This window comes from Lentzea pudingi, from assembly GCF_014646255.1.
GTDB classification, from domain to species: domain Bacteria; phylum Actinomycetota; class Actinomycetes; order Mycobacteriales; family Pseudonocardiaceae; genus Lentzea; species Lentzea pudingi.
This window is the reverse complement of record NZ_BMNC01000003.1, coordinates 1-18,777: the sequence shown is the minus strand read 5'-3', so window position 1 is coordinate 18,777 and position 18,777 is coordinate 1. Positions and strand designations below refer to the sequence as shown.

Genomic DNA, 18,777 nt, shown 5'->3' with positions numbered 1-18,777 from the left:
GCTCGCGCTGGGTGTTCACCCTTCAAGGCGTGAGACGAGCACTCCTCCGCGCTGGACGAACGCCTCGGGCAACCACGGCTGGTCGACCTTGCGGCCGTTCCACCGGGTCTCCTGGACGTGGATGCCCGGGGTGCCGGTCGCGAGGACCGTGATGTTCTTCTCGGTGATCCGCGCCTTCGGGAACATCGGGCTGGACAGGTGCAGTTCGGCGCTGCTCGGCGTGCGCGGGTAGAGGCCCAGGGCCGCGAAGACGTACCAGGCGGACATCGTGCCGAGGTCGTCGTTGCCGGGCAGGCCTGACGGGCCGGTCTTGTAGACCAGCCGTGCCATCGCGCGCACGGTCTCCTGGGTCTTGCGCGGCTGGCCGAGCTCGTTGTACATCCACGGCGTGTGGATGCCCGGCTCGTTCGTCGGGTCGTACCGCAGCGCGTCGCCGCCCGTGGCCCACGAGCCGTCCGCGCGCTTGAAGAACCCGTCGAGCCTGGCCGCGGCGGCCTCGGGACCGCCCATCACCTCGGCGAGACCTCGCACGTCGTGCGGCACCATCCACGTGTAGGTGGCGCTGCTGCCCTGTGCGAAGCCCTGGTCGGAGGCCGGGTTGAACGGCGTGACCCAGCTGCCGTCGGCCTTGCGCGCCTGCTGGTACCCGGTGGCGGGGTTGAAGGTGTTGCGCCACCAGCCCGCGCGCTTCTCCATCTCCGCGTTCGGCCGGCCGAGCTTGCGGCCCAGGTCTGCCAGCGCCTGGTCGGCGACCGAGTCCTCGAGCGTCTCGGCGGCGCCGCCCCAGCAGTGGCAGGTGTCGTGCGGGGCGTAGCCGAGGCGCATGTACTCGGCGAGGTTCGGGCGCTGGCCCTCGCACTGGCCGGGGCAGCCCTTGTCGGACAGGCCGTCCGGGTGCGGGACGGTGGCCTGGCGCAGCAGTGAGTCGTAGGCCGCCCGCACGTCGAACTTCTTCGCGCCCATGGCGTACATGCCGGCGATGGCCGGGGCGGACGGGTCGCCGGTCATCACGTGCGTCGGGCCGGTGATGTGGACCCAGCGGTCCCAGACACCGCCGTTGCGTCGCGAGATCTCCAGCAACGACTGGGCGTAGCCGCTCGCGACGTCCGGTGCCAGCAGGGCGAGGAGCTGGGTGTGGGCGCGGTACTGGTCCCAGCCGGAGAAGTTGCCGTAACGGGTCGCCTGGCCGACGTCGCTGGTCACGTTGGGCTGCAGGAAGGTGTGGTAGAGCGCGGTGTAGAAGATCGTGCGCTCGTCGGCCGTGCCGCCGTCGACCTCGACCGCGCGCAACTGCTTCGCCCAGGCCCTGCGGGCCTCCTTCGCGACGTCGTCCACCGTGGCGCGCTTCGGGATCTCCGTCGCGAGGTTGCGCTTGGCCGCGTCGAGGCTGGTGTAGGAGATGCCGACGCGCATCCGCACCGCACTGTCCTGGAAGGACACATACCCGCCTGATCCCTTGCCCGCGCGGGCACTTCCGGTCAGGTAGCCCTCGCCGCCGCTCGCGGTGGTGCTGCCGGGCCTCAGTTCACTGTTCACCCACGTGCCGAACGCCGAGATCGGGCGGTCGAACGACGCCGTGAAGTGCAGGCGGTAGTAGGTCTTCTGGTTGTTCGTGCCGCCGTTCGCCCGTCGCCCGCAGAACGCGCCGGTGAGCACCGAACCCGACACGCTGTTCGTCGCCGGGTCGATCGTGATGTCCGCGTCCTCGCTGCCGTTGAGCGAGTTCGACGTGCGGAACAGCAGCGAACCGTTGACGGGGAAGGTGAACTCGCCGAGGCCCGCGCGGGTCGTCACGGAGAGGTCGGCCGTGGCACCGGACTTCAGGCCCACCCGGTAGCGGCCGGCCTCGGCCTTCTCGTCGGCGTGGGAGAAGTCGCTCGCGAAGACCTGGTCCTTGGTGTCGGCGGTCGGCGACGAGGTGATGTCCCCGACGTGCGGCATGATCGGGATGTCGCCCGCGGCACCGGGATGGCAGCCCGCGCCGTTGACGTGCGTGAGGCTGAAGCCGCGCACCCTCGTCGCGTCGTAGGCGTAACCGTTGGCGGCGCCCGTGTTCGTCTGGTCGCCGCGGGTCGACGTCGGGCTCCACGAGATCATCCCGAACGGCCGCACCGCGCCCGGATAGGTGTTGCCGCCGCCCGCCGAGCCGATCAGCGGGTCGACGTACCGGGTGTCGTCTCTCACCGCCGCACTCGCGGGAGTCGCCAGCGCGGCGGTGAGGACAGTGACCAGGAAGACCGGGAGCGCTCTCACGTCCCGGGACAGTAACCGTTTCTCAGTGAACGCAGGGTGGCCGGTAACCGTCGATCTCGAGGCCCCGGAACTCCAGGTCGTTCTTCGTGTTGCCGACGAACACCAGGCCACGGGCGTCGTCGAGCGCGTCGGCGAGGGGGTAGGCCGGCTTGCCGAGCGCGGGCAGGTATGTCCAGTTCTTTGTCTTGAAGCTGAAGAACCGCTTCACCAGCCTGCCGCCGGTGGACGGGATCTTCGTGACCCACTTGTCGCCGCCGCTCCAGAACTCCGCCGGCCGCAGCTGGACGTAGAGGTCGTTGGTGGCGCGGTAGGTCATCCAGAAGCCGCGCGAGTCGGACAGGTCCGCCTGGGCCTCGAACCTGTTGCCCAGCCACAGGACCATGACAGCCCAGTCGTCGGCGAGAAACTTGATCTTCGCCGTGTGCCCGTGCCGACCCTGGGGCACGAGGATGCTGCCGGTCGCGGGTTCCGTGGCACCCTCACCGCTGGCGATCCACTGCTGGTACCGGTCGATGGACGGGGTGGCGCACTCGCGGCCCCGCGAGGCGTGGGCGACCGCCGTCGAACTGAGCGTGAACAGCACCGCGCACGCGATCACCGCGACGCGGCCGAACGTCGATTTCAAGCGCATCTGGCGGACCGTAGCGGAAATTGGTATAAACCATTTCCCTTCACGGTTGACAGCGGTCTCAGCCGGCTACCTGGACAGCGGATTGTGAGGACCCCTCGCCGGGTTCACAGTGAGGCTCGTGCAGCCCGCCAGATGCGTCGCATTCATAGGTGTCGTAACGGTTCTCGCCCTCCAACTCACCACCCCGGCCACCGCCTCGACGGACTGCTCCCCCACCGTCGACGACCGGACGTTCGCCTCCGCCGCCCGTCTGCGCGCCCTCAACGCCACCGTCGCCGGGTTCGGCGTCCGCGCCACCGGCAGCCCGGACCACGACCGCCTGATCTCCTGGCTGGAACGCCGCGCCGAACGGCTGCCGGGTGTCTCCGTGCGGTCCGAGCCCTTCGCGATCACGCGCTGGCAACCGGGTCCCGGTCTCCTGCTCTCGGGCGGCTCCGTCCCGGTCGCGGGCGCGATCCCCTACTCCGCTCCGGGCCTGCGTTCCGGCGAACTGGTCCGGCTGCCCGCCGGCACGCCGATCACCGCCGCGAACGCCCGCGGCAAGGTCGTCCTGCGCGACTTCCCCGCGCTGGACCGCGGTTACCTCGCCGAACCGCTGCTGAACGCCGACATGGTCGACGCGGGCAGGGCGGGCGCCGCCGGGGTCGTCGTCGCCTTCCCGTTCCCCCACGAGCAGGTCAAGGGCTACTGGGACCCGCACCTCGGCACCCACTACCGCGTTCCGGGCGTGTTCGTCGGCTCCGACGCGGCCGCGAAGCTCGTCCCGGGCCCGCGGACGACGATCGGCGTGCTGGCCGCGCGCGTCCCGGCCGTCACGCGTTCGCTGATCGCCACGCTGCCGGGGCTGAGCAGCGAACGGATCGTCCTCGACACCAACACCGACGGCGTGGGCTGGGTGCAGGAGAACGGCACCGTCGCGTTGCTGGCGCTGGCCGAGCACTTCGCCCGCCTGCCGCCGCGCTGCCGGCCGCGCACGATCGAGTTCGTCTTCGCGACAGGCCACCTGCACCGCCCGGCGGAGGGCAGCGAGTTCCGCGCCCGCGCGCTGGACGCCGAGTACGACTCGGGAACCATCGCCTTCGCGTTCGTGCTCGAACACCTCGGAACACGCGAGTTCCTGCCCAGTGATGGTTCTCTGCACCCCACGGGACTGGCCGAACCGTCCGGGTGGTTCGCGGGCAGTCCGGCGCTGGCGGAGAGCGCGTCGGCGGCACTGGCCGGGCGTTCGGTGGACCGCACCTTCGTGCTGCCCGGCAGTGACCTGCCGGTGCCGGGCCGGATGCCGCCGCAGTGCTCGTTCGGCGGCATCGGCACGCACTTCCACTCGCACCTGGTCCCGACGATGGCGATGATCTCCGGGCCGTGGACGCTCTGGGCACCGTCGTTCGGCGCGGCGGCCGTCGACCACGACCGCATGCGGCGCCAAGTGCTCGCCGCGGGCGACGCGATCACCGCGCTGGCCCCGTTGCCGCGTGACCGGATCGCCGGGCCGTACCTGGACATGCGGCGGGCACGGGCGGCCGGCGCGCCGACCTGCTCGCACGAGCTGCCGCCGGAGTGGGCGCCTAGAAACTGATCGACGCCTGGACAGGGAGGTGGTCGGTCGGGAACTGGCCGTTCCGCTGGAAGGTGTTGATCGCGGCGGCTTCGACGGTGGCACCCCGCGTGAGGATCCAGTCGATGCGCGGGCCGTCCGGGACGAGCGGGCCGAAGCCGTGGAACGTCCCGTACGCCGGCGTGGTCCGCGGGCCCGTGAGCCACGTGTCGGCCAGCCCCGCCGTCAGCGTCGTGTGGGCCGGGGAGCCGGGGACGTCGTTGAAGTCGCCGGTGAGGACGACCGGCAGGGTCTGCGCCTGGAGGCGGTCGCGGACGACCTCGGCGCCGCGCAGGCGGGCGTTCGCCGACTCGTGGTCGAAGTGCGTGTTGACGGCCACGAACTGCTTGCCCGTCAGGCGGTCCGCGAACCGGACCCACGTGACCATCCGGACCACGTTGTTGCCCCACGACCGGGAACCCACGACCTTCGGCGTGTCGGAGAGCCACTCGTGGTCGAACTCCAGCGGTTCGAGGCGGTGGGTGTCGAAGAAGACGGCCATGAACTCGTCGTGGCTGCCGCCCAGCCGGCCGAGTCCGATCCAGTCGTAGTGGTCGGGCAGGTCGTGCGCGATGTCGCTGATCTGCCCGTACAGGCCTTCCTGCGTGCCGAGCAGGGCGGGCAGCTCCTGGAGCAGGAGCTGGGCCATCACCGGGCGTCTCGCCGGCCAGGAGTTCGGCTCGACGGCGGAGGCGTACCGCAGGTTGAGGGACATGACGTTCAAGGTCGACACCCGGCCGAGCATGGCACAGGCCCGCTCTGACCGAGAGCGGGCCTGCATCACTGTCACATCACACGAACTGAAAGTGGACGTTGGGTGAGTCGACGAAAAGCGGTCGACCCACCCAACGTTCACGCGGGCGCGTAGCCGGTGGGCGTGCTGGTGAACGAGCCGCGGCCCTGCGTCCGGCTGCGCAACCGGGTCACGTAGCCGAACATCTCCGCCAGCGGCACGCTCGCCGTCACCACCGTCGCGCCGGTCCTGGCCTCCGAACCGAGGATCCTGCCCCGGCGGGACGCCAGATCACCGAGCACACCACCGAGGTACTCCTCCGGCACGGTCACCGTGACCTCGGCGATCGGTTCGAGCAGCGTCATGGCGCCGGCCCTCAGCGCCTCACGCAGCCCGAGCCGCCCCGCCGTGCGGAACGCCATCTCCGAGGAGTCCTTGACGTGCGTTGACCCGTCGGTGAGCGTCACCCGCAGCCCGACCACCGGGTGGCCGAGGGGTCCCTCGGCCAGCGCGTCCCGGCAGCCCTGCTCGACCGCGCGGACGAACTCCTGCGGCACGCGCCCGCCGGTGACGGCCGAGCGGAACTCGAAACCGCTCTCCAGCGGCTCGGTGTCGATCACGACGTGAGCGAACTGTCCCTGACCTCCGTCCTGCTTGACATGCCGGTACACGAATCCCGTGACGCCGGTGTGCACGCTCTCGCGGTACGAGACGCGCGGCCGTCCCATGGTGAGCTCGATGCGGTGCAGCGTGCGTGCCTTCTCCACCGAGACCTCCAGGTGCAGTTCGCCCTGGCCGGACAGCACCGTCTGACCGGTCTCGTGGTCCGTTCCGAACCGCAGGGACGGGTCCTCGTCGACCAGGTGCGCCAGTGCCTCGGTCAGCCGGGCGTTGTCCGCGCTGCTCCGCGTCTCCACGGCCACGGACACGACCGGATCGGCCGACACCGCGGGTTCCAGCAGCAGTGGAGCCGTTGGCGCGCACAGGGTCGTGCCCGTGTGTGCCGACTTCAGCCCCACCAGCGCCACGATGTCGCCCGCGACGGCCTGGTCGACCGGCGTGTGCCGGTCGGCCTGGACGCGCAGGATCCGCCCGATGCGTTCGGCGCGGCCGCCCACCTGGACCGTCTCTCCCTTGTGGAGGGTGCCCGAGTAGACGCGCACGTACGCCAGCCGTCCGGTGGCGGTGGCGTTCACCTTGAACACCAACGCCGAGAACGGCGCGTCCGGGTCCGGTTCCCGTTCCTGGCCGTCGAGACCCCGCACCGGAGGAACGTCCACAGGGGACGGCAGGTACGTGATCACCGCGTCCAGCAACGGTTCGATGCCGCGGTTGCGGTACGCCGAGCCGCACAGCACGACGGTCGCCTGACCGCGCTGGGTCAGTTCCCTGAGCGCGTTCCTCAGCGTCTGTTCGGAAAGACCTCCTTCGAAGAACTCCTCCAAGGCTTCGGGGTGCAGCTCCGCCACCGCCTCCTCCAGGAGGCGGCGCCGCCGTTGCGCCTCCGCCGTCAGCGTTTCCGGTACAGGTCCCTCGGTCATGCCGTCGTCCCAGACCAGCGCACGCATGCGCACCAGGTCGACGACACCGCGGAACCCGTCCTCCACGCCGATCGGCAGCTGCACGACGAGCGGGACGGTGTGCAGGCGCGTGCGGATCGACTCCACGACGAGGTCGAGGTCCGCGCCCGCCCGGTCGAGCTTGTTGACGAACGCGATCCGCGCCACGCCGTGCCGATCAGCCTGCCGCCACACCGATTCGCTCTGCGGCTCCACACCGGCGACACCGTCGAACACCGCGACGGCCCCGTCCAGCACGCGCAGGGACCGTTCGACCTCGTCGGCGAAGTCGACGTGGCCCGGCGTGTCGATGAGGTTGATCCGGTGCCCGTCCCACGTGCAGGTCACGGCCGCGGCGAAGATCGTGATGCCGCGGTCGCGCTCCTGCGGGTCGAAGTCCGTGACGGTGGTGCCGTCGTGGACCTCGCCGCGCTTGTAGGTGCTGCCGGTGGCGAACAGGACGCGTTCGGTGAGGGTGGTCTTGCCGGCGTCGACGTGGGCGAGGATGCCGAGGTTGCGGACAGCGTTCAACGTGATGGCACGCATGACTGATTTGCCTTTGGTGTCACAGGTTTACGGGGTCAGCGCGATGACCCGGCGAACTCCGCTCAGGGGTTCGTCAGACACTCCGGCGCCCGGCGCGCAGCAGGCGACCGGGGTGCGAGGACACGAGGATCACGTCGAAACGGGACGGGAGGACAACAGCGGCGGTACGCACGGCCGGTCCCCTCTCGTCTCGGTGATGATGATCGTGGAGTGTAGACACATCAGCCCTGGCGCGACACCGGTTTTCACGGAACACGGCCGCCACTTCGTTCGTTGACCGATCATGCGCCTGTGTTTGCTCGGCGACTCGATCGCCGCCGGAGTGGGCAGCACACGCCGTGAGGACACCCTCGGCCCACTCCTCGCTGCTCACCTCCGTTCGTCGGGACACCACGTCGACCTGAGTGTGCAGGCCTTCCCCGGCGCGCGTTCGGCCGACCTGGGCAGGCAGGTCCGCACGGCGGTGGCGACCGGGGTCGACATCGCCGTGGTCGTGATCGGCGCCAACGACCTCACCAGGTTCGTGCCGGCCGAGGTCGGCGCGCGGCAACTCCACGACGCGGTCGCCGAGCTGCGGCAAGCCGGTGCCGGCGTCGTCGTCAGCACCGCGCCCGACCTGAGCGTCGTGGCCCACGTGCCGCCCGCACTGCGTGACGTCGTGTCGGCCGTGAGCCGGAACTACGCCCAGGTGCAGCAGCAGGCCGTCATCCGCGCGGGCGGCGTGGTCGCCCACGTCGAGCAGGCGGTCACCTCGCGGTTCGCCGCCGACCCGTCGCTCTTCGCCACCGACCGCTTCCACCCGTCCGCCGCCGGCTACCGCGCGATCGCCGCCGCGCTGGCCCCCGCGGTCGAGGCAGTCGCCGCACAGCACTGACCGATTGCGATCAACGCCGTGGCGTCGTACTGTCCAGACTAAGTTCAAGCATTGAACGAATGAGGTGGATGATGAGCACGCCCACTCCGGCGGACAAGTTCTCCTTCGGTCTGTGGACCGTGGGCTGGCAGGGTCGCGACCCGTTCGGCGAGGCCACGCGCCCCGAACTGGACGTGGTCGAGGCGGTGCACCGGCTCGCCGAGCTCGGCGCGTACGGCCTGACCTTCCACGACGACGACCTGTTCGGCTTCGAGGCCACGCACCGCGACCAGCAGATCAGCCGACTGCAGGGCGCGCTCGCCGAAACCGGCCTCGTCATCCCGATGGTGACGACGAACCTGTTCAGCCACCCCGTGTTCAAGGACGGCGGCTTCACCAGCAACGACCGCGGCGTGCGGCGGTTCGCGCTGCAGAAGGTGCTGCGCAACGTCGAGCTGGCGGCGGAGCTCGGTGCCAAGACGTTCGTGCTGTGGGGCGGGCGTGAGGGCTCCGAGTACGACGTGGCCAAGGACGTGCGAGCGGCGCTCGACCGGTACCGCGAGGCGATGAACCTGCTGACGCAGTTCGTCACCGACCGCGGCTACGACATCCGGTTCGCCCTTGAGCCGAAGCCGAACGAGCCGCGCGGCGACATCCTGCTGCCGACCGTCGGGCACGCGCTCGCGTTCATCACGTCCCTGGACAAGCCCGAGCTGGTCGGCCTCAACCCCGAGGTCGGGCACGAGCAGATGGCCGGGCTGAACTTCGTGCACGGCATCGCGCAGGCGTTGTGGCACGACAAGCTGTTCCACATCGACCTCAACGGGCAGCGCAGCATCAAGTACGACCAGGACCTGGTCTTCGGCCACGGCGACCTGATGAACGCGTTCGCGCTGGTCGACCTGCTGGAGACGGCCGGTTACGAGGGCCCGCGGCACTTCGACTACAAGCCGTCGCGCACCGAGGACTTCACGGGCGTCTGGGACTCCGCGAAGGCGAACATGGCCACCTACCTGCTGCTTCGCGACCGTGCGGCGGCCTTCCGCGCGGACCCGGAGGTGCAGGAGGCGCTGGCCACCGCGGGTGTCGCGGAGCTCTCGCAGCCCACGCTGAACGCCGGCGAGTCCTACGATGACCTGATCAAGGACACCGGTTTCGACCCCGACCAGGCGGGCGAGCGCGGCTACGGCTTCGTGCGGCTCAACCAGCTCGCCCTCGAGCACCTCACGGGAGCGCGCTGACATGACGCTCGTCGCCGGCATCGACTCCTCGACGCAGTCGTGCAAGGTCGTGGTTCGCGACGCGGAGACCGGCAGGCTCGTCCGGGAGGGCCGTGCGGCCCACCCGGACGGCACCGAGGTGCACCCGTCGCACTGGTGGTCGGCACTGCGGTCCGCTCTGGCCGATGCCGGCGGCCTGTCCGGCGTGTCGGCGGTGAGCGTCGCGGGCCAGCAGCACGGCATGGTCTGCCTCGACGAGGACGGCAAGGTCGTGCGCGAGGCATTGCTGTGGAACGACACCCGTTCCGCGGCGGCCGCGGCCTCGCTGACCGACGAGTTGGGAGCTGCGTCGTGGGCGGCACGGATCGGCCTCGTGCCGGTCGCGTCGTTCACGATCACGAAGCTGCGCTGGCTCGCCCAGCACGAACCGGCCAACGCCAAGCGCACCGCCGCCGTCTGCCTGCCGCACGACTGGCTGACGTGGCGGTTGCGCGGCACCGGCTCGCTGGACGACCTGGTCACCGACCGTTCGGACGCGTCCGGCACGGGCTACTTCGACTCGGCTTCCAACGCCTACGTGCCTGACCTGCTCTCGCTCGCGCTGGGCCGGTCCGACGTGGTGCTGCCGCGCGTGCTCGGCCCGGCCGAGTACACGGTCCTCGCCGCCGGTTCGCGAGACGAGACGTCTCGTCTCGGATTGGGCGCCTCCGACCTGCGCGATGAACTGTTCCGCCTGGGCGAGGGGGGCCGACGAGACGAGACGGTCCGTCTCGCCGCAGGCGCGGGTGACAACGCGGCGGCCATGCTCGGCGTGGGCGGCGGCGCGGACGTCGTGGTCTCGCTCGGCACGTCCGGCGTGGTCACGGCCACCGCCGACGTCCGCGCGGAGGACCCGTCGGGCATCGTGGCCGGGTTCGCCGACGCCACGGGCCGTTACCTCCCGCTGGCCTGCACGCTGAACGCCGCCCGCGTCCTGGACGCGACGGCGCGCATGCTCGGCGTCGACCTGACCCGGCTGAGCGAACTGGCCCTCTCCGCACCCGCGGGCGCGGAAGGTGTCGTGATGGTGCCTTACCTCGAAGGCGAACGGACGCCGAACCTGCCCGACGCGACGGGTGCGTTGCACGGGCTGACGCTCTCCAACGCCACTCCCGCGAACATCGCGCGTGCGGCGGTGGAAGGCATGCTGTGCGGACTCGCCGTCGGCCTCGACGCGCTGGCCGAGCAGGGTGCGGACGTCAGCGGTGTGCGGCTCGTCGGAGGAGCGGCTGTCTCTCCGGCCGTGCGCGAGATCGCGCCGACGGTGTTCGGTGTGCCCGTGACGGTGCCCGCGCCTGGCGAGTACGTGGCCGACGGCGCGGCACGGCAGGCGGCCTGGACGCTGTCGGGCGGCGCCACCCCGCCGGAGTGGACGCTGGCCGAGAGCACGCGTTTCGAAGCGGACGCGGTGCCGGAGGTCCGGGCGCGGTACGGAGACGCGGCGCAGCGATACTTGAGTCGATGACCACCGTCGACCACCTGCGCCAGGTCCGCCTGGGCAACCTGCGCACTGTCCTGCTCGCCCTGGTCGACCGGCCCGGCTCCCGGGCCGACCTCGCGGCCCGCACCGGCCTCACCAAGGCGACCCTCTCGAACCTCACCGAACCGTTGCTGGCGGGCGGGATCCTCGTCGAGGAACCCGCCACGCTGGCCGGCATGGGCAGGCCGTCCAAGCCGTTGCGCTTCCACCCGGACGGGCCGGTGGCGGTGGGCGCGGAGATCAACGTCAGCCACCTCGCCGTCGAGACCCTCGGGCTCGACGGCGCGACGCTGGAACGGCGGCTCGTGCCCGCCGACATGCGCAAGGCGTCGGCGGACGAGGTGCTCGACGAGGTCGCCGGGCTGATCCGCGAGGTCACCGCCGGCATGAACCGCAGGCTGCTCGGCGCCGGGCTCGCGATCCCCGGCGTCGTGCACGACGGCGCCGTCATCCGGACGCCCAACCTGCTCCGGCTCGTCGGCGCGCGGCTGGCCGAGGGACTGGGCGAGCGGACCGGGCTCGACGTGCAGGTCGACAACGAGGCCAACCTCGCCGCCCTCGCCCACCTGTGGCCGCGCCACCTCGCGGGCGAGGACTTCGTCCACGTCACCGCCGACGTCGGCATCGGTGCCGGCGTGGTGCTGGGTGGCGAGATCTACCGCGGGGTCAGCGGGTTCGCGGGCGAGCTCGGGCACGTCGTCATCGAGCGCAACGGCATCCGGTGCACCTGTGGCAGTCGCGGTTGTGTCGAGCGGTACGCGGGACTCGACGTGATCCTGCGCGAGGCCGGCCGGCGGCGGCTCGACTCGTTGCGCAAGGCGCTCGAAGCCGGTGACGCCAAGGCTCTCGGCGCCGTGCGGAAGGCCGGGGAGGCGCTCGGGGTCGGGATCGCGACGCTGATGAACCTCTTCGACGTGCCCACGGTCGTGCTCGGCGGCAGTTATGCCGTGCTGTACGACCATCTCCGGGAGTCGGTGCAGTCCGAAATGGACGGCAGGGTGCTCGCGGGCGGCGAACGGCACACCCGGCTGCTGGGCTCGCCGCTCGGCGAGTTCGCGGTGGTGCGGGGTGCGGCGGGACTGATCACGAGGCGCGCGGTGCAGCAGCCCGAGCGGCTCTTCGCATAGCGAGACCGCCGAACACCAGGGCGGCCACGCCCACGACCAGCGACGCGTAGCCACCGACGATGCCGTAGCCGGTGCCAGGTCCGCCCTCGGCCATCAGCACGACCACCAGGCCGATCACCGCGCCGATCCCGCCCAGCACCACAGCCCACAGGCCGCGCCGGCGAGTGAGCGCTAACAACCCAAGCGCGCCAACGACAACGCCGATCAGTGACAACGTGCGGCCGGTGGTCATGTCATAAGCAGCGGAAAGCAACATGGGCACAGCGAACCCCTCAGCACGCCCCCAAGTCGTCATGCCGCCGTAGACATCCGAGTACTGCGGGCGCAGTACTCCAACAATCGTCCCGGCGAACGATCTACCAGCGCGAACGGAGGATTAGGGTGCACGCATGAACAGGCGCTGGCTGGACTGGGTGATCGCCACGGGAGTCGCGGCGAGCCTGGTCGTGGCCGGGCACCCGGCCACCGCGCCCGGTTACGCGCTGCTGGCCGCGAGCGGGCTGGTGCTGGCGGCACGCCGGACGGCACCACGGACCGTGCTCGTGGCGACCGGGGTCCTGGCGCTCGGCTACCAGGCGACCGGCGCGGACGTGCCGGTGATCGCGTTCCTGTTCGCGGTCTACGCAGCCATGCGGGCAGGCCACCGCTTGTTCACGCTCACCAGTTCCGTTCTGATGCTCGCCACCCTCCCCCTCGCGGCGCTCCTCTCCCCGCGTGACCTCACCACCTACGAGGCGTTCGACCAGACCCGTGACGTCCTGCAGATCGCGTGGCTGATCGCCGCCGCGGCCGCCGGTGAAGCGCTCAGGCAGGCCGAGCGCAGAGCCGACGAAGCCGAACGCACCAAGGAGGAAACGGCGCGCCGACGTGCCGGCGAGGAACGCCTGCACATCGCCCGCGAGCTGCACGACTCGCTCACCCACCAGATCTCGGTGATCAAGCTGCAGGCCGAGGTCGCCGTCCACCTCGCCCGGAAACGCGGCGAGGACGTGCCCGAGTCGCTCGTGGTGATCCGCGACGCCGGACGGGAAGCGGCCAGAGAACTCCGCGCCACGCTCGAAGCGTTGCGCGACGACGACAAGAACCCACCGCACGGCATCAAGGACGTTCCCGACTTGGTGGAGCGCGCCCGGTCCACCGGCCTGGACGCCGAGCTGACGATCGAGGGCCGCCACGACGACGTCCCGGCGGCCGTGGAACGCACGGCGTACCGGATCGTGCAGGAGTCGCTCACGAACATCGCCCGCCACGCCGCCGCCGCGACCGCGCACGTTCACATCGACTACCGGCCGGACGCCGTGGTCATCAAGGTCGACGACGACGGCAAGGCGGCACCGGAGAACGCGGAACCCGGCGTCGGGCTGCTCGGCATGCGCGAACGCGTCACCGCGCTCGGCGGTCACCTCCAGGCAGCTCCACGGACCGAAGGCGGCTTCCGCGTGCGGGCCGAACTCCCCGTGGCACAGCCATGATCCGCGTCCTGCTGGTCGACGACCAGCCGCTTATCCGCAGCGGTTTCCGCGCGTTGCTGGAGGCCGAGGACGACATCGAGGTCGTCGCCGAGGCCGCGACGGGCGCGCAGGGCGTTGACCAGGCCCGCACACACCTCCCGGACATCGCCCTGATCGACGTCCAGATGCCGGAGATGGACGGCATCGAGGCCACCAAGCGCATCGCCGCCGACCCGTCCCTCACGAACACGCAGGTCGTGATCCTCACCAACTACGGCCTGGACGAGTACGTCTTCCACGCGCTGAAGGCGGGCGCGGCCGGGTTCCTCGTCAAGGACGTCCAGCCGGAGGACTTCCTGCACGCCGTCCGGGTCGCGGCGCGCGGCGACGCCCTCCTCGCCCCGTCGATCACCCGCAGGCTGATCGACCGGTACGTGAGCCAGCCGCCGCACCCCGACCAGAGCCTCGAGCACCTCACGAACCGCGAGCGCGAGGCCGTCACCTTGGTCGCGCGCGGCCTGTCGAACGACGAGATCGCCGCCACCATGGTGATCAGCCCGTTCACCGCGAAGACCCACGTCAACCGCGCGATGACGAAGCTGCACGCCCGCGACCGCGCCCAGCTCGTGGTGATCGCCTACGAGTCGGGCCTCGTGGTCCCGCAGACCTCCGAACGCGGGTAGCCGTAGGCGCAGATCCGGGTCTCGGCGGCCGCGGTGGACAGCGACCAGCGGATGATCCGCGAGTCGTTCGCCCCGGACACCAGCTCGTCCTCGCGCGTGAACGCCACGGCCTGCACCGGCCCGGCGTGCCCGGTCAGCGTGGTGCCCGACCGGGTGCCGAGGTCCCACACCACGACCGCGTCGTCCTCTCCCCCGGACGCCAGCGTGGCGCCGGACGGGCTGAACGCCAGCGCCACCACCGGTGCGGAGTGACCGGTCAGCGTCATCAGCTCGGCACCCGTGGCCACGTCCCAGACCTTCACCGTCCGGTTGGCGCCCGCCGTCGCGAAGCGTGTGCCGTCCGGGCTGACCGCGACGTCCCGCACGTCGCCCTGCCCGGTGCTCACGCGCCGTTCCAGCCGGTCGCCGTCCATGTCCCACAGCATCGCGCCGCCCGCCGGGTCCGTGGAGATCAGCAACCTCCCGTCCGGCGTGAACTCCACCGCGCTCGCGATGTACGGGCCGCCGGAGAACGCGCCGTGTTCCAAGTCCGGCAGGCTCCACCGGAACCGGCCGAGCGACGCCGTGACGATCCCGCGCCCGTCCGGCTGGAACGCGATGCCGGTCGACGCCCCCAATCCGCTGTAGGACAACGACGACAAGCGCTCACGACGGGCGACGTCCCAGAGTGAGATGGTGTGGTCGCGGGTGAGCGCGGCCAGCCGGGAGCCGTCGGGGCTGAACGACACCGACTCCACCCGGTCCGGGTGACCGTCCAAAGTGGCCAGCGCGGTGCCGTCGAGGTCCCACAGCCGCACGGTTCCGTCGTCACCGGCGGACGCGACCGTGCCGTGGGAGACGTCGATGTCGTTGATGCCGTCGGAATGCCCGGTGAACGGCGGCACGGCGTCCTCGCGCACCGCCACGATCCGGCCGAAGCCGCCGGACACCAACAGCGTGCCGTCCCGTCCCAGCGCGATCGCCCTCGACTCGGTGCGGCCGCGATCGCGGTACGTCGTGATCGGCCGGCCGGTCCGGACGTCCCAGACGGTGATGAGCCCGTCCTCGTCGGCCACCGCCATCCGGCCGCCCACCACCCCGGACGCCTCCCACGCGTACGCGCCCTGCTTCGGCAGCTCGGACAGCAAATTCCCCCGCACGTCCCAGAACTTCACGCCGTCGCGCAACGTCGCGGTACCGATGTTCGCGCCGTCGAAGACGACGTTGTTGACCTCCAGCGAGGGGATCTCCCCGATCCTCGAACCGGTGGCGACGTCCCACACCACCGGGTGTTCCTTGCCGTTCGCGGTGACCAGCAGCGCGCCGTCCGGGCTGAACGCCAACGCGTTGACTTCTGCTTTGTGCCCCTTGAGGGTTCGGCTGGTCCGGCTGGCGACGTCCCACACCTCGACCGCGCCCCCGGCGATCCCGACGGCGAACGACGTCCCGGCCGGGTGGAACGCGAGCCCGGCGGTGATGAGGTCGAACTGGTGGGAGAACACGGCTTTCCCGCTCGCCAGGTCCCAGACCACGACGTCACCACGGCTCCCGCCCAGCGCCGGGAGCGACGCGTTCGAGGCGAGGAACCTGTCGTCCGCGCTGAACTCGGCCTGCCTCGCGTAGCCGCCGTCGGTGAACGTGTTGTGGTCGGCCAGCAAGAGCTTCCTGGACCGGGTCCGCAGGTCCCACAACGTGACGTGGCCGTCCCGGTCGGCCGTCGCTATCACGTCACCCCCATGCGACACGTTGACGTCCAGCACGGGCGGGCCGTCGGCGTTCAGCTCGACGCGCCGGCGTGGTGCGGAAGCGGCGCTCAGCAACGCGCCTCGGGTGTCGTCGTCCGCGTGCAGCCGGTACGCCTGCAGGGCGAGCGGCCCGGCGAGGTCGGGCGCCGTGTCGACGAGACCCCTGGCGGAGAGCGCGGTCTGGTGCGCCTGCTCGATCCGTTGCCGCAACTGGGCTTCCCGCGACTGCCACCACGCGGCACCGCCACCGCCCGCGGCCAGCAGGAGCAGCACGCCCATGATCGAGACGAGCTTGGTGAGCAGGCGGTTGCGTCGCTTCACCGTCACCTGCTCGGCCTCCTCGCGCGCACGGCTCGCCCCGAGGAACGCCTCCTCCGCCGCGTTCAGCTCGCCGGGGTGGTCCTGGGCCCAGGCCGACGCGGCGACCAGCTGCGCACCCCGGTAGAGCGCGCCCTCGTCCCGGTCGAGGTCGCTCCACGTCCGGGCGGCCGCGGTCAGCCTGCGGTGGACCAGCAACGTCGAGCGGTCGTCGGAAAGCCAGCGCTGCAACCGGGGCCACGCACGGATCAGTGCTTCGTGAGCGATCTCCACGGTGTCCTCGTCCACCACGATCAACCGCTCGGCGACCAGGCGGCCCAGCACACCGTCGATCACCGGGGCGTCCGCGATGCCGTCGAGCTCACCGCGGCGGATCGGCCGACGGGTGTCCTCGGTGCCGTCGCCGAACGCGGTGAGCCGCACCAGAATCCGTCGCACGGCCTGCTGTTCCGCGCTCTCGAGGTCTCCGTGGGCGCGCTCGGCGGTCTGCGCGATCGCCCCGCGCACCCCGCCACCGGCCCGGTACGCGGCCAGCGTCAGTTCGGAGCCGGATCGTTGCCACGTCTCGACGAGCGCGTGCGACAGCAACGGCAGCGCGCCCGGTTCGGCCTCCACGTCGGCCAGCACGGTCGCGAGCAGGTCGGCGGCGACGGACAGCCCGCTCATCGCCGCCGGGCGCAGCACGATGTCCCGCAGGTCGGCGCTCGACGGCGGCCCGACCAGGACCGTCGCCTCGTCCGCCAGCGCCCGCACCAGGCCGGGGTGCTGCGTGACGTGGGCGAGGAAGTCCGCCCGGACGCCGAGCACGACCCGTGTGCGGCGGTGCGGTCCCTGGGCCGCGTCCAGCAGCACGCCGAGGAATTGTGAGCGTTCACTTTCGTTGCCGCACAGGGTGAACAGTTCTTCCAGCTGGTCGACCACGAGCAGCACGCGGACGTCGTCCGGGCCGTTCGCGAGCGCGTTGCGCACCTCGACGTCGAACGCCGCCGGGTCCGCACCGAGGTCGGGATGCTTGCCGGTGAAGGACGCCAGCGCGTTCGTGAGCGCTTCCAGGGGGTGTGCGGTCGGCGTGATCACGATCGGCCGCCAGGCCGGGCCGAGCCCGCCGACGACACCGGCCCGCAGCAACGAGGACTTGCCGCTGCCGGACGCGCCGAACACCCCGACGACCGGGTGGCGGTCGATCCGGCGTGTCACCAGGTCGACCAGGTGGTCGCGCCCGAAGAACCACGGGTGGTCCTCCGGCTGGTACGCCATCAGGCCGCGGTACGGGCAGTCCGCGCGGGCGACCTTCGGCGGAGCGGGTTCGTGCAGCGGCGCGCCGTGCAGCATCGTCTCGTGCAGGCCGCGCAGTTCGGCGCCGGGCTCGATGCCGAGGTCGTCGACGAGCCGTTCGCGCGCCCGGCGGAACACCTCCAGCGCCTCGGCCTGCCGTGACGCGCCATAGAGGGCGGTCATCAGTTTGGCGTGCAACGGTTCCCGGTACGGGTTCGCCTCGGCCAGCTCGGCCAGCCCGCCGATCACCTCGGCGTGCCGGCCCAGTGCGAGTTCGGCTGCCGCGCGTGCTTCCGCGGCACGCAGCCTCGTCTCGTCGAGCCGCGCGGCGAACTGACCGGGCAGGTCCGGGTAGGCAGGGCCGCGCCACAGGCCGAGCGCCTCGGTGAGCAGGTCGGCCGCCTTCGCCGGGTCGCCGTCCGCGAGCGCTTGTTCGCCGTCCGCCGCCACCTGGTCGAACCGGTCCGCGTCGAGCTCGCCGGGTTCGATGGCGAGCTGGTACCCGCCGGGCTCACGGGTGATCCGGTCGCCGAGGCCGAGCGCGCGTTTGAGCCGGTAGACGTACAGCCGGACGTTCTCCTGCGCGGAGGCGGGCGGGACCTCCCAGAGCACCTCGATCAGCCGTTGCGCGGAGACGGGGGTGTTCGCGTGCCGCACCAGCATCGCGAGCAGGGTCCGCTGTTTGGCCGAACGCAACGGGGTCTCCTCGCCGCCCGACACGACGATCGGACCGAGCACCCGGAACCGCACGCACCCTCCCCCATGATCGGCGAACGGTAACAACGACCTCGCGTTATACGCACCCGACACGCAGAAATACGGCCCTTCGCCGACTGTTCCGGGATGTGCGAACCATCCATGTCTCGCTGTCGCTGCGCAGCACGTTGCTGGCCGACAGGATCTCGTCCCGCCTCACCACCGTGCCGTGGGCTGGTCCAGGCACTCCCGCCGACGTGATCGTCACCGACGCCTCCCGCGCCGCCGGCCCGCGGACCGTCGCGGTGCTACCGTCGTTCGACGCCGTGGAGGCCCTGGTGCGGCTGGGGGTCACCGGGCTCGTCCTCGCCGACGACCCTCCCGACGACATCGTGCGGGCCGTGCACGACGTGCACCGGTTCGGCGGCTGGGTGTCACCGCGGCTCGTGTCCTCGCTGCTGCCCGGCCCCCCGCCCGCGTCGCTGACCGCGCGCGAGCGGGAGACGTTGCGGCTGGTCGCCGAGGGGCGGGAGAATGAACTGCCTCCCGGAAGTTGGACTGGAAATCCAGTTCCAATCGTCCGGGAGTGGTTCGT

The 18,777-nt window shown here is 71.3% G+C and carries 13 protein-coding genes and 1 pseudogene; 8 read left to right on the top strand and 6 right to left on the bottom strand.

What is annotated here, in order from left to right; all coding sequences use genetic code 11:
- Positions 1-15 precede the first annotated feature (15 nt).
- Both IEY88_RS11005 and IEY88_RS11000 read right to left on the bottom strand, forming a co-directional pair.
- Positions 16-2,253 carry a GH92 family glycosyl hydrolase gene (locus tag IEY88_RS11005; protein ID WP_229693272.1) on the bottom strand — a complete coding sequence of 746 codons (2,238 nt, stop codon included), beginning with the start codon at positions 2,251-2,253 and terminating at the stop codon, positions 16-18.
- Between the two features lie 22 nt (positions 2,254-2,275).
- Positions 2,276-2,884, bottom strand: a complete 609-nt coding sequence (locus IEY88_RS11000) for a hypothetical protein (protein ID WP_189154592.1) — start codon at positions 2,882-2,884, stop codon at positions 2,276-2,278.
- Positions 2,885-3,002: 118 nt separating this feature from the next.
- Between IEY88_RS11000 and IEY88_RS10995 the strand changes: the two genes are divergently transcribed.
- On the top strand, positions 3,003-4,460 hold the full coding sequence (locus IEY88_RS10995; RefSeq protein ID WP_189154591.1) for a PA domain-containing protein: 1,458 nt from the start codon (positions 3,003-3,005) through the stop codon (positions 4,458-4,460).
- On the opposite strand, the gene IEY88_RS10990 is transcribed toward IEY88_RS10995, so the two are convergent.
- The gene (locus IEY88_RS10990) at positions 4,450-5,193 is read right to left on the bottom strand and encodes an endonuclease/exonuclease/phosphatase family protein (RefSeq protein WP_229693271.1); all 744 of its coding nucleotides are present in this window, start codon (positions 5,191-5,193) and stop codon (positions 4,450-4,452) included. The two genes, IEY88_RS10995 and IEY88_RS10990, sit on opposite strands and share 11 nt — an antisense overlap.
- Positions 5,194-5,330: 137 nt before the next feature.
- On the bottom strand, positions 5,331-7,316 hold the full coding sequence (gene fusA, locus IEY88_RS10985) for an elongation factor G (RefSeq protein ID WP_189154589.1): 1,986 nt from the start codon (positions 7,314-7,316) through the stop codon (positions 5,331-5,333).
- Between the two features lie 283 nt (positions 7,317-7,599).
- On the opposite strand from fusA, the gene IEY88_RS10980 reads away from it, so the two are divergent.
- The 4 genes from IEY88_RS10980 (at position 7,600) to IEY88_RS10965 (ending at position 12,035) form a co-directional block, all read left to right on the top strand.
- Positions 7,600-8,190: an SGNH/GDSL hydrolase family protein gene (locus tag IEY88_RS10980; RefSeq protein ID WP_189154588.1), complete on the top strand. Its 591-nt coding sequence runs from the start codon at positions 7,600-7,602 to the stop codon at positions 8,188-8,190.
- Positions 8,191-8,258: 68 nt separating this feature from the next.
- Positions 8,259-9,410, top strand: a complete 1,152-nt coding sequence (gene xylA / locus IEY88_RS10975; RefSeq protein WP_189155364.1) for a xylose isomerase — start codon at positions 8,259-8,261, stop codon at positions 9,408-9,410.
- Position 9,411: 1 nt separating this feature from the next.
- Positions 9,412-10,893 carry a xylulokinase gene (locus IEY88_RS10970; RefSeq protein ID WP_189154587.1) on the top strand — a complete coding sequence of 494 codons (1,482 nt, stop codon included), beginning with the start codon at positions 9,412-9,414 and terminating at the stop codon, positions 10,891-10,893.
- On the top strand, positions 10,890-12,035 hold the full coding sequence (locus tag IEY88_RS10965) for an ROK family protein (protein ID WP_189154586.1): 1,146 nt from the start codon (positions 10,890-10,892) through the stop codon (positions 12,033-12,035). Before IEY88_RS10970 ends, IEY88_RS10965 begins: the two co-directional genes overlap by 4 nt.
- Here IEY88_RS10965 and IEY88_RS10960 read toward each other — a convergent pair.
- Complete coding sequence (locus tag IEY88_RS10960) at positions 11,992-12,291, bottom strand: DUF6223 family protein (RefSeq protein ID WP_189154585.1); 300 nt, start codon at positions 12,289-12,291, stop codon at positions 11,992-11,994. The two genes, IEY88_RS10965 and IEY88_RS10960, sit on opposite strands and share 44 nt — an antisense overlap.
- Before the next feature lie 133 nt (positions 12,292-12,424).
- Here IEY88_RS10960 and IEY88_RS10955 point away from each other — a divergent pair, with 133 nt between their 5' ends.
- Both IEY88_RS10955 and IEY88_RS10950 read left to right on the top strand, forming a co-directional pair.
- On the top strand, positions 12,425-13,507 hold the full coding sequence (locus tag IEY88_RS10955; RefSeq protein ID WP_189154584.1) for a sensor histidine kinase: 1,083 nt from the start codon (positions 12,425-12,427) through the stop codon (positions 13,505-13,507).
- Positions 13,504-14,169, top strand: a complete 666-nt coding sequence (locus IEY88_RS10950) for a response regulator (protein WP_189154583.1) — start codon at positions 13,504-13,506, stop codon at positions 14,167-14,169. Before IEY88_RS10955 ends, IEY88_RS10950 begins: the two co-directional genes overlap by 4 nt.
- Here the strand turns inward: IEY88_RS10950 and IEY88_RS10945 are convergent.
- Positions 14,124-18,236: an nSTAND1 domain-containing NTPase gene (locus IEY88_RS10945; RefSeq protein WP_189154582.1), complete on the bottom strand. Its 4,113-nt coding sequence runs from the start codon at positions 18,234-18,236 to the stop codon at positions 14,124-14,126. The genes IEY88_RS10950 and IEY88_RS10945 overlap by 46 nt on opposite strands.
- Before the next feature lie 95 nt (positions 18,237-18,331).
- Between IEY88_RS10945 and IEY88_RS10940 the strand changes: the two are divergent.
- A pseudogene (locus IEY88_RS10940) lies at positions 18,332-18,777 on the top strand (hypothetical protein); the annotation flags it as partial.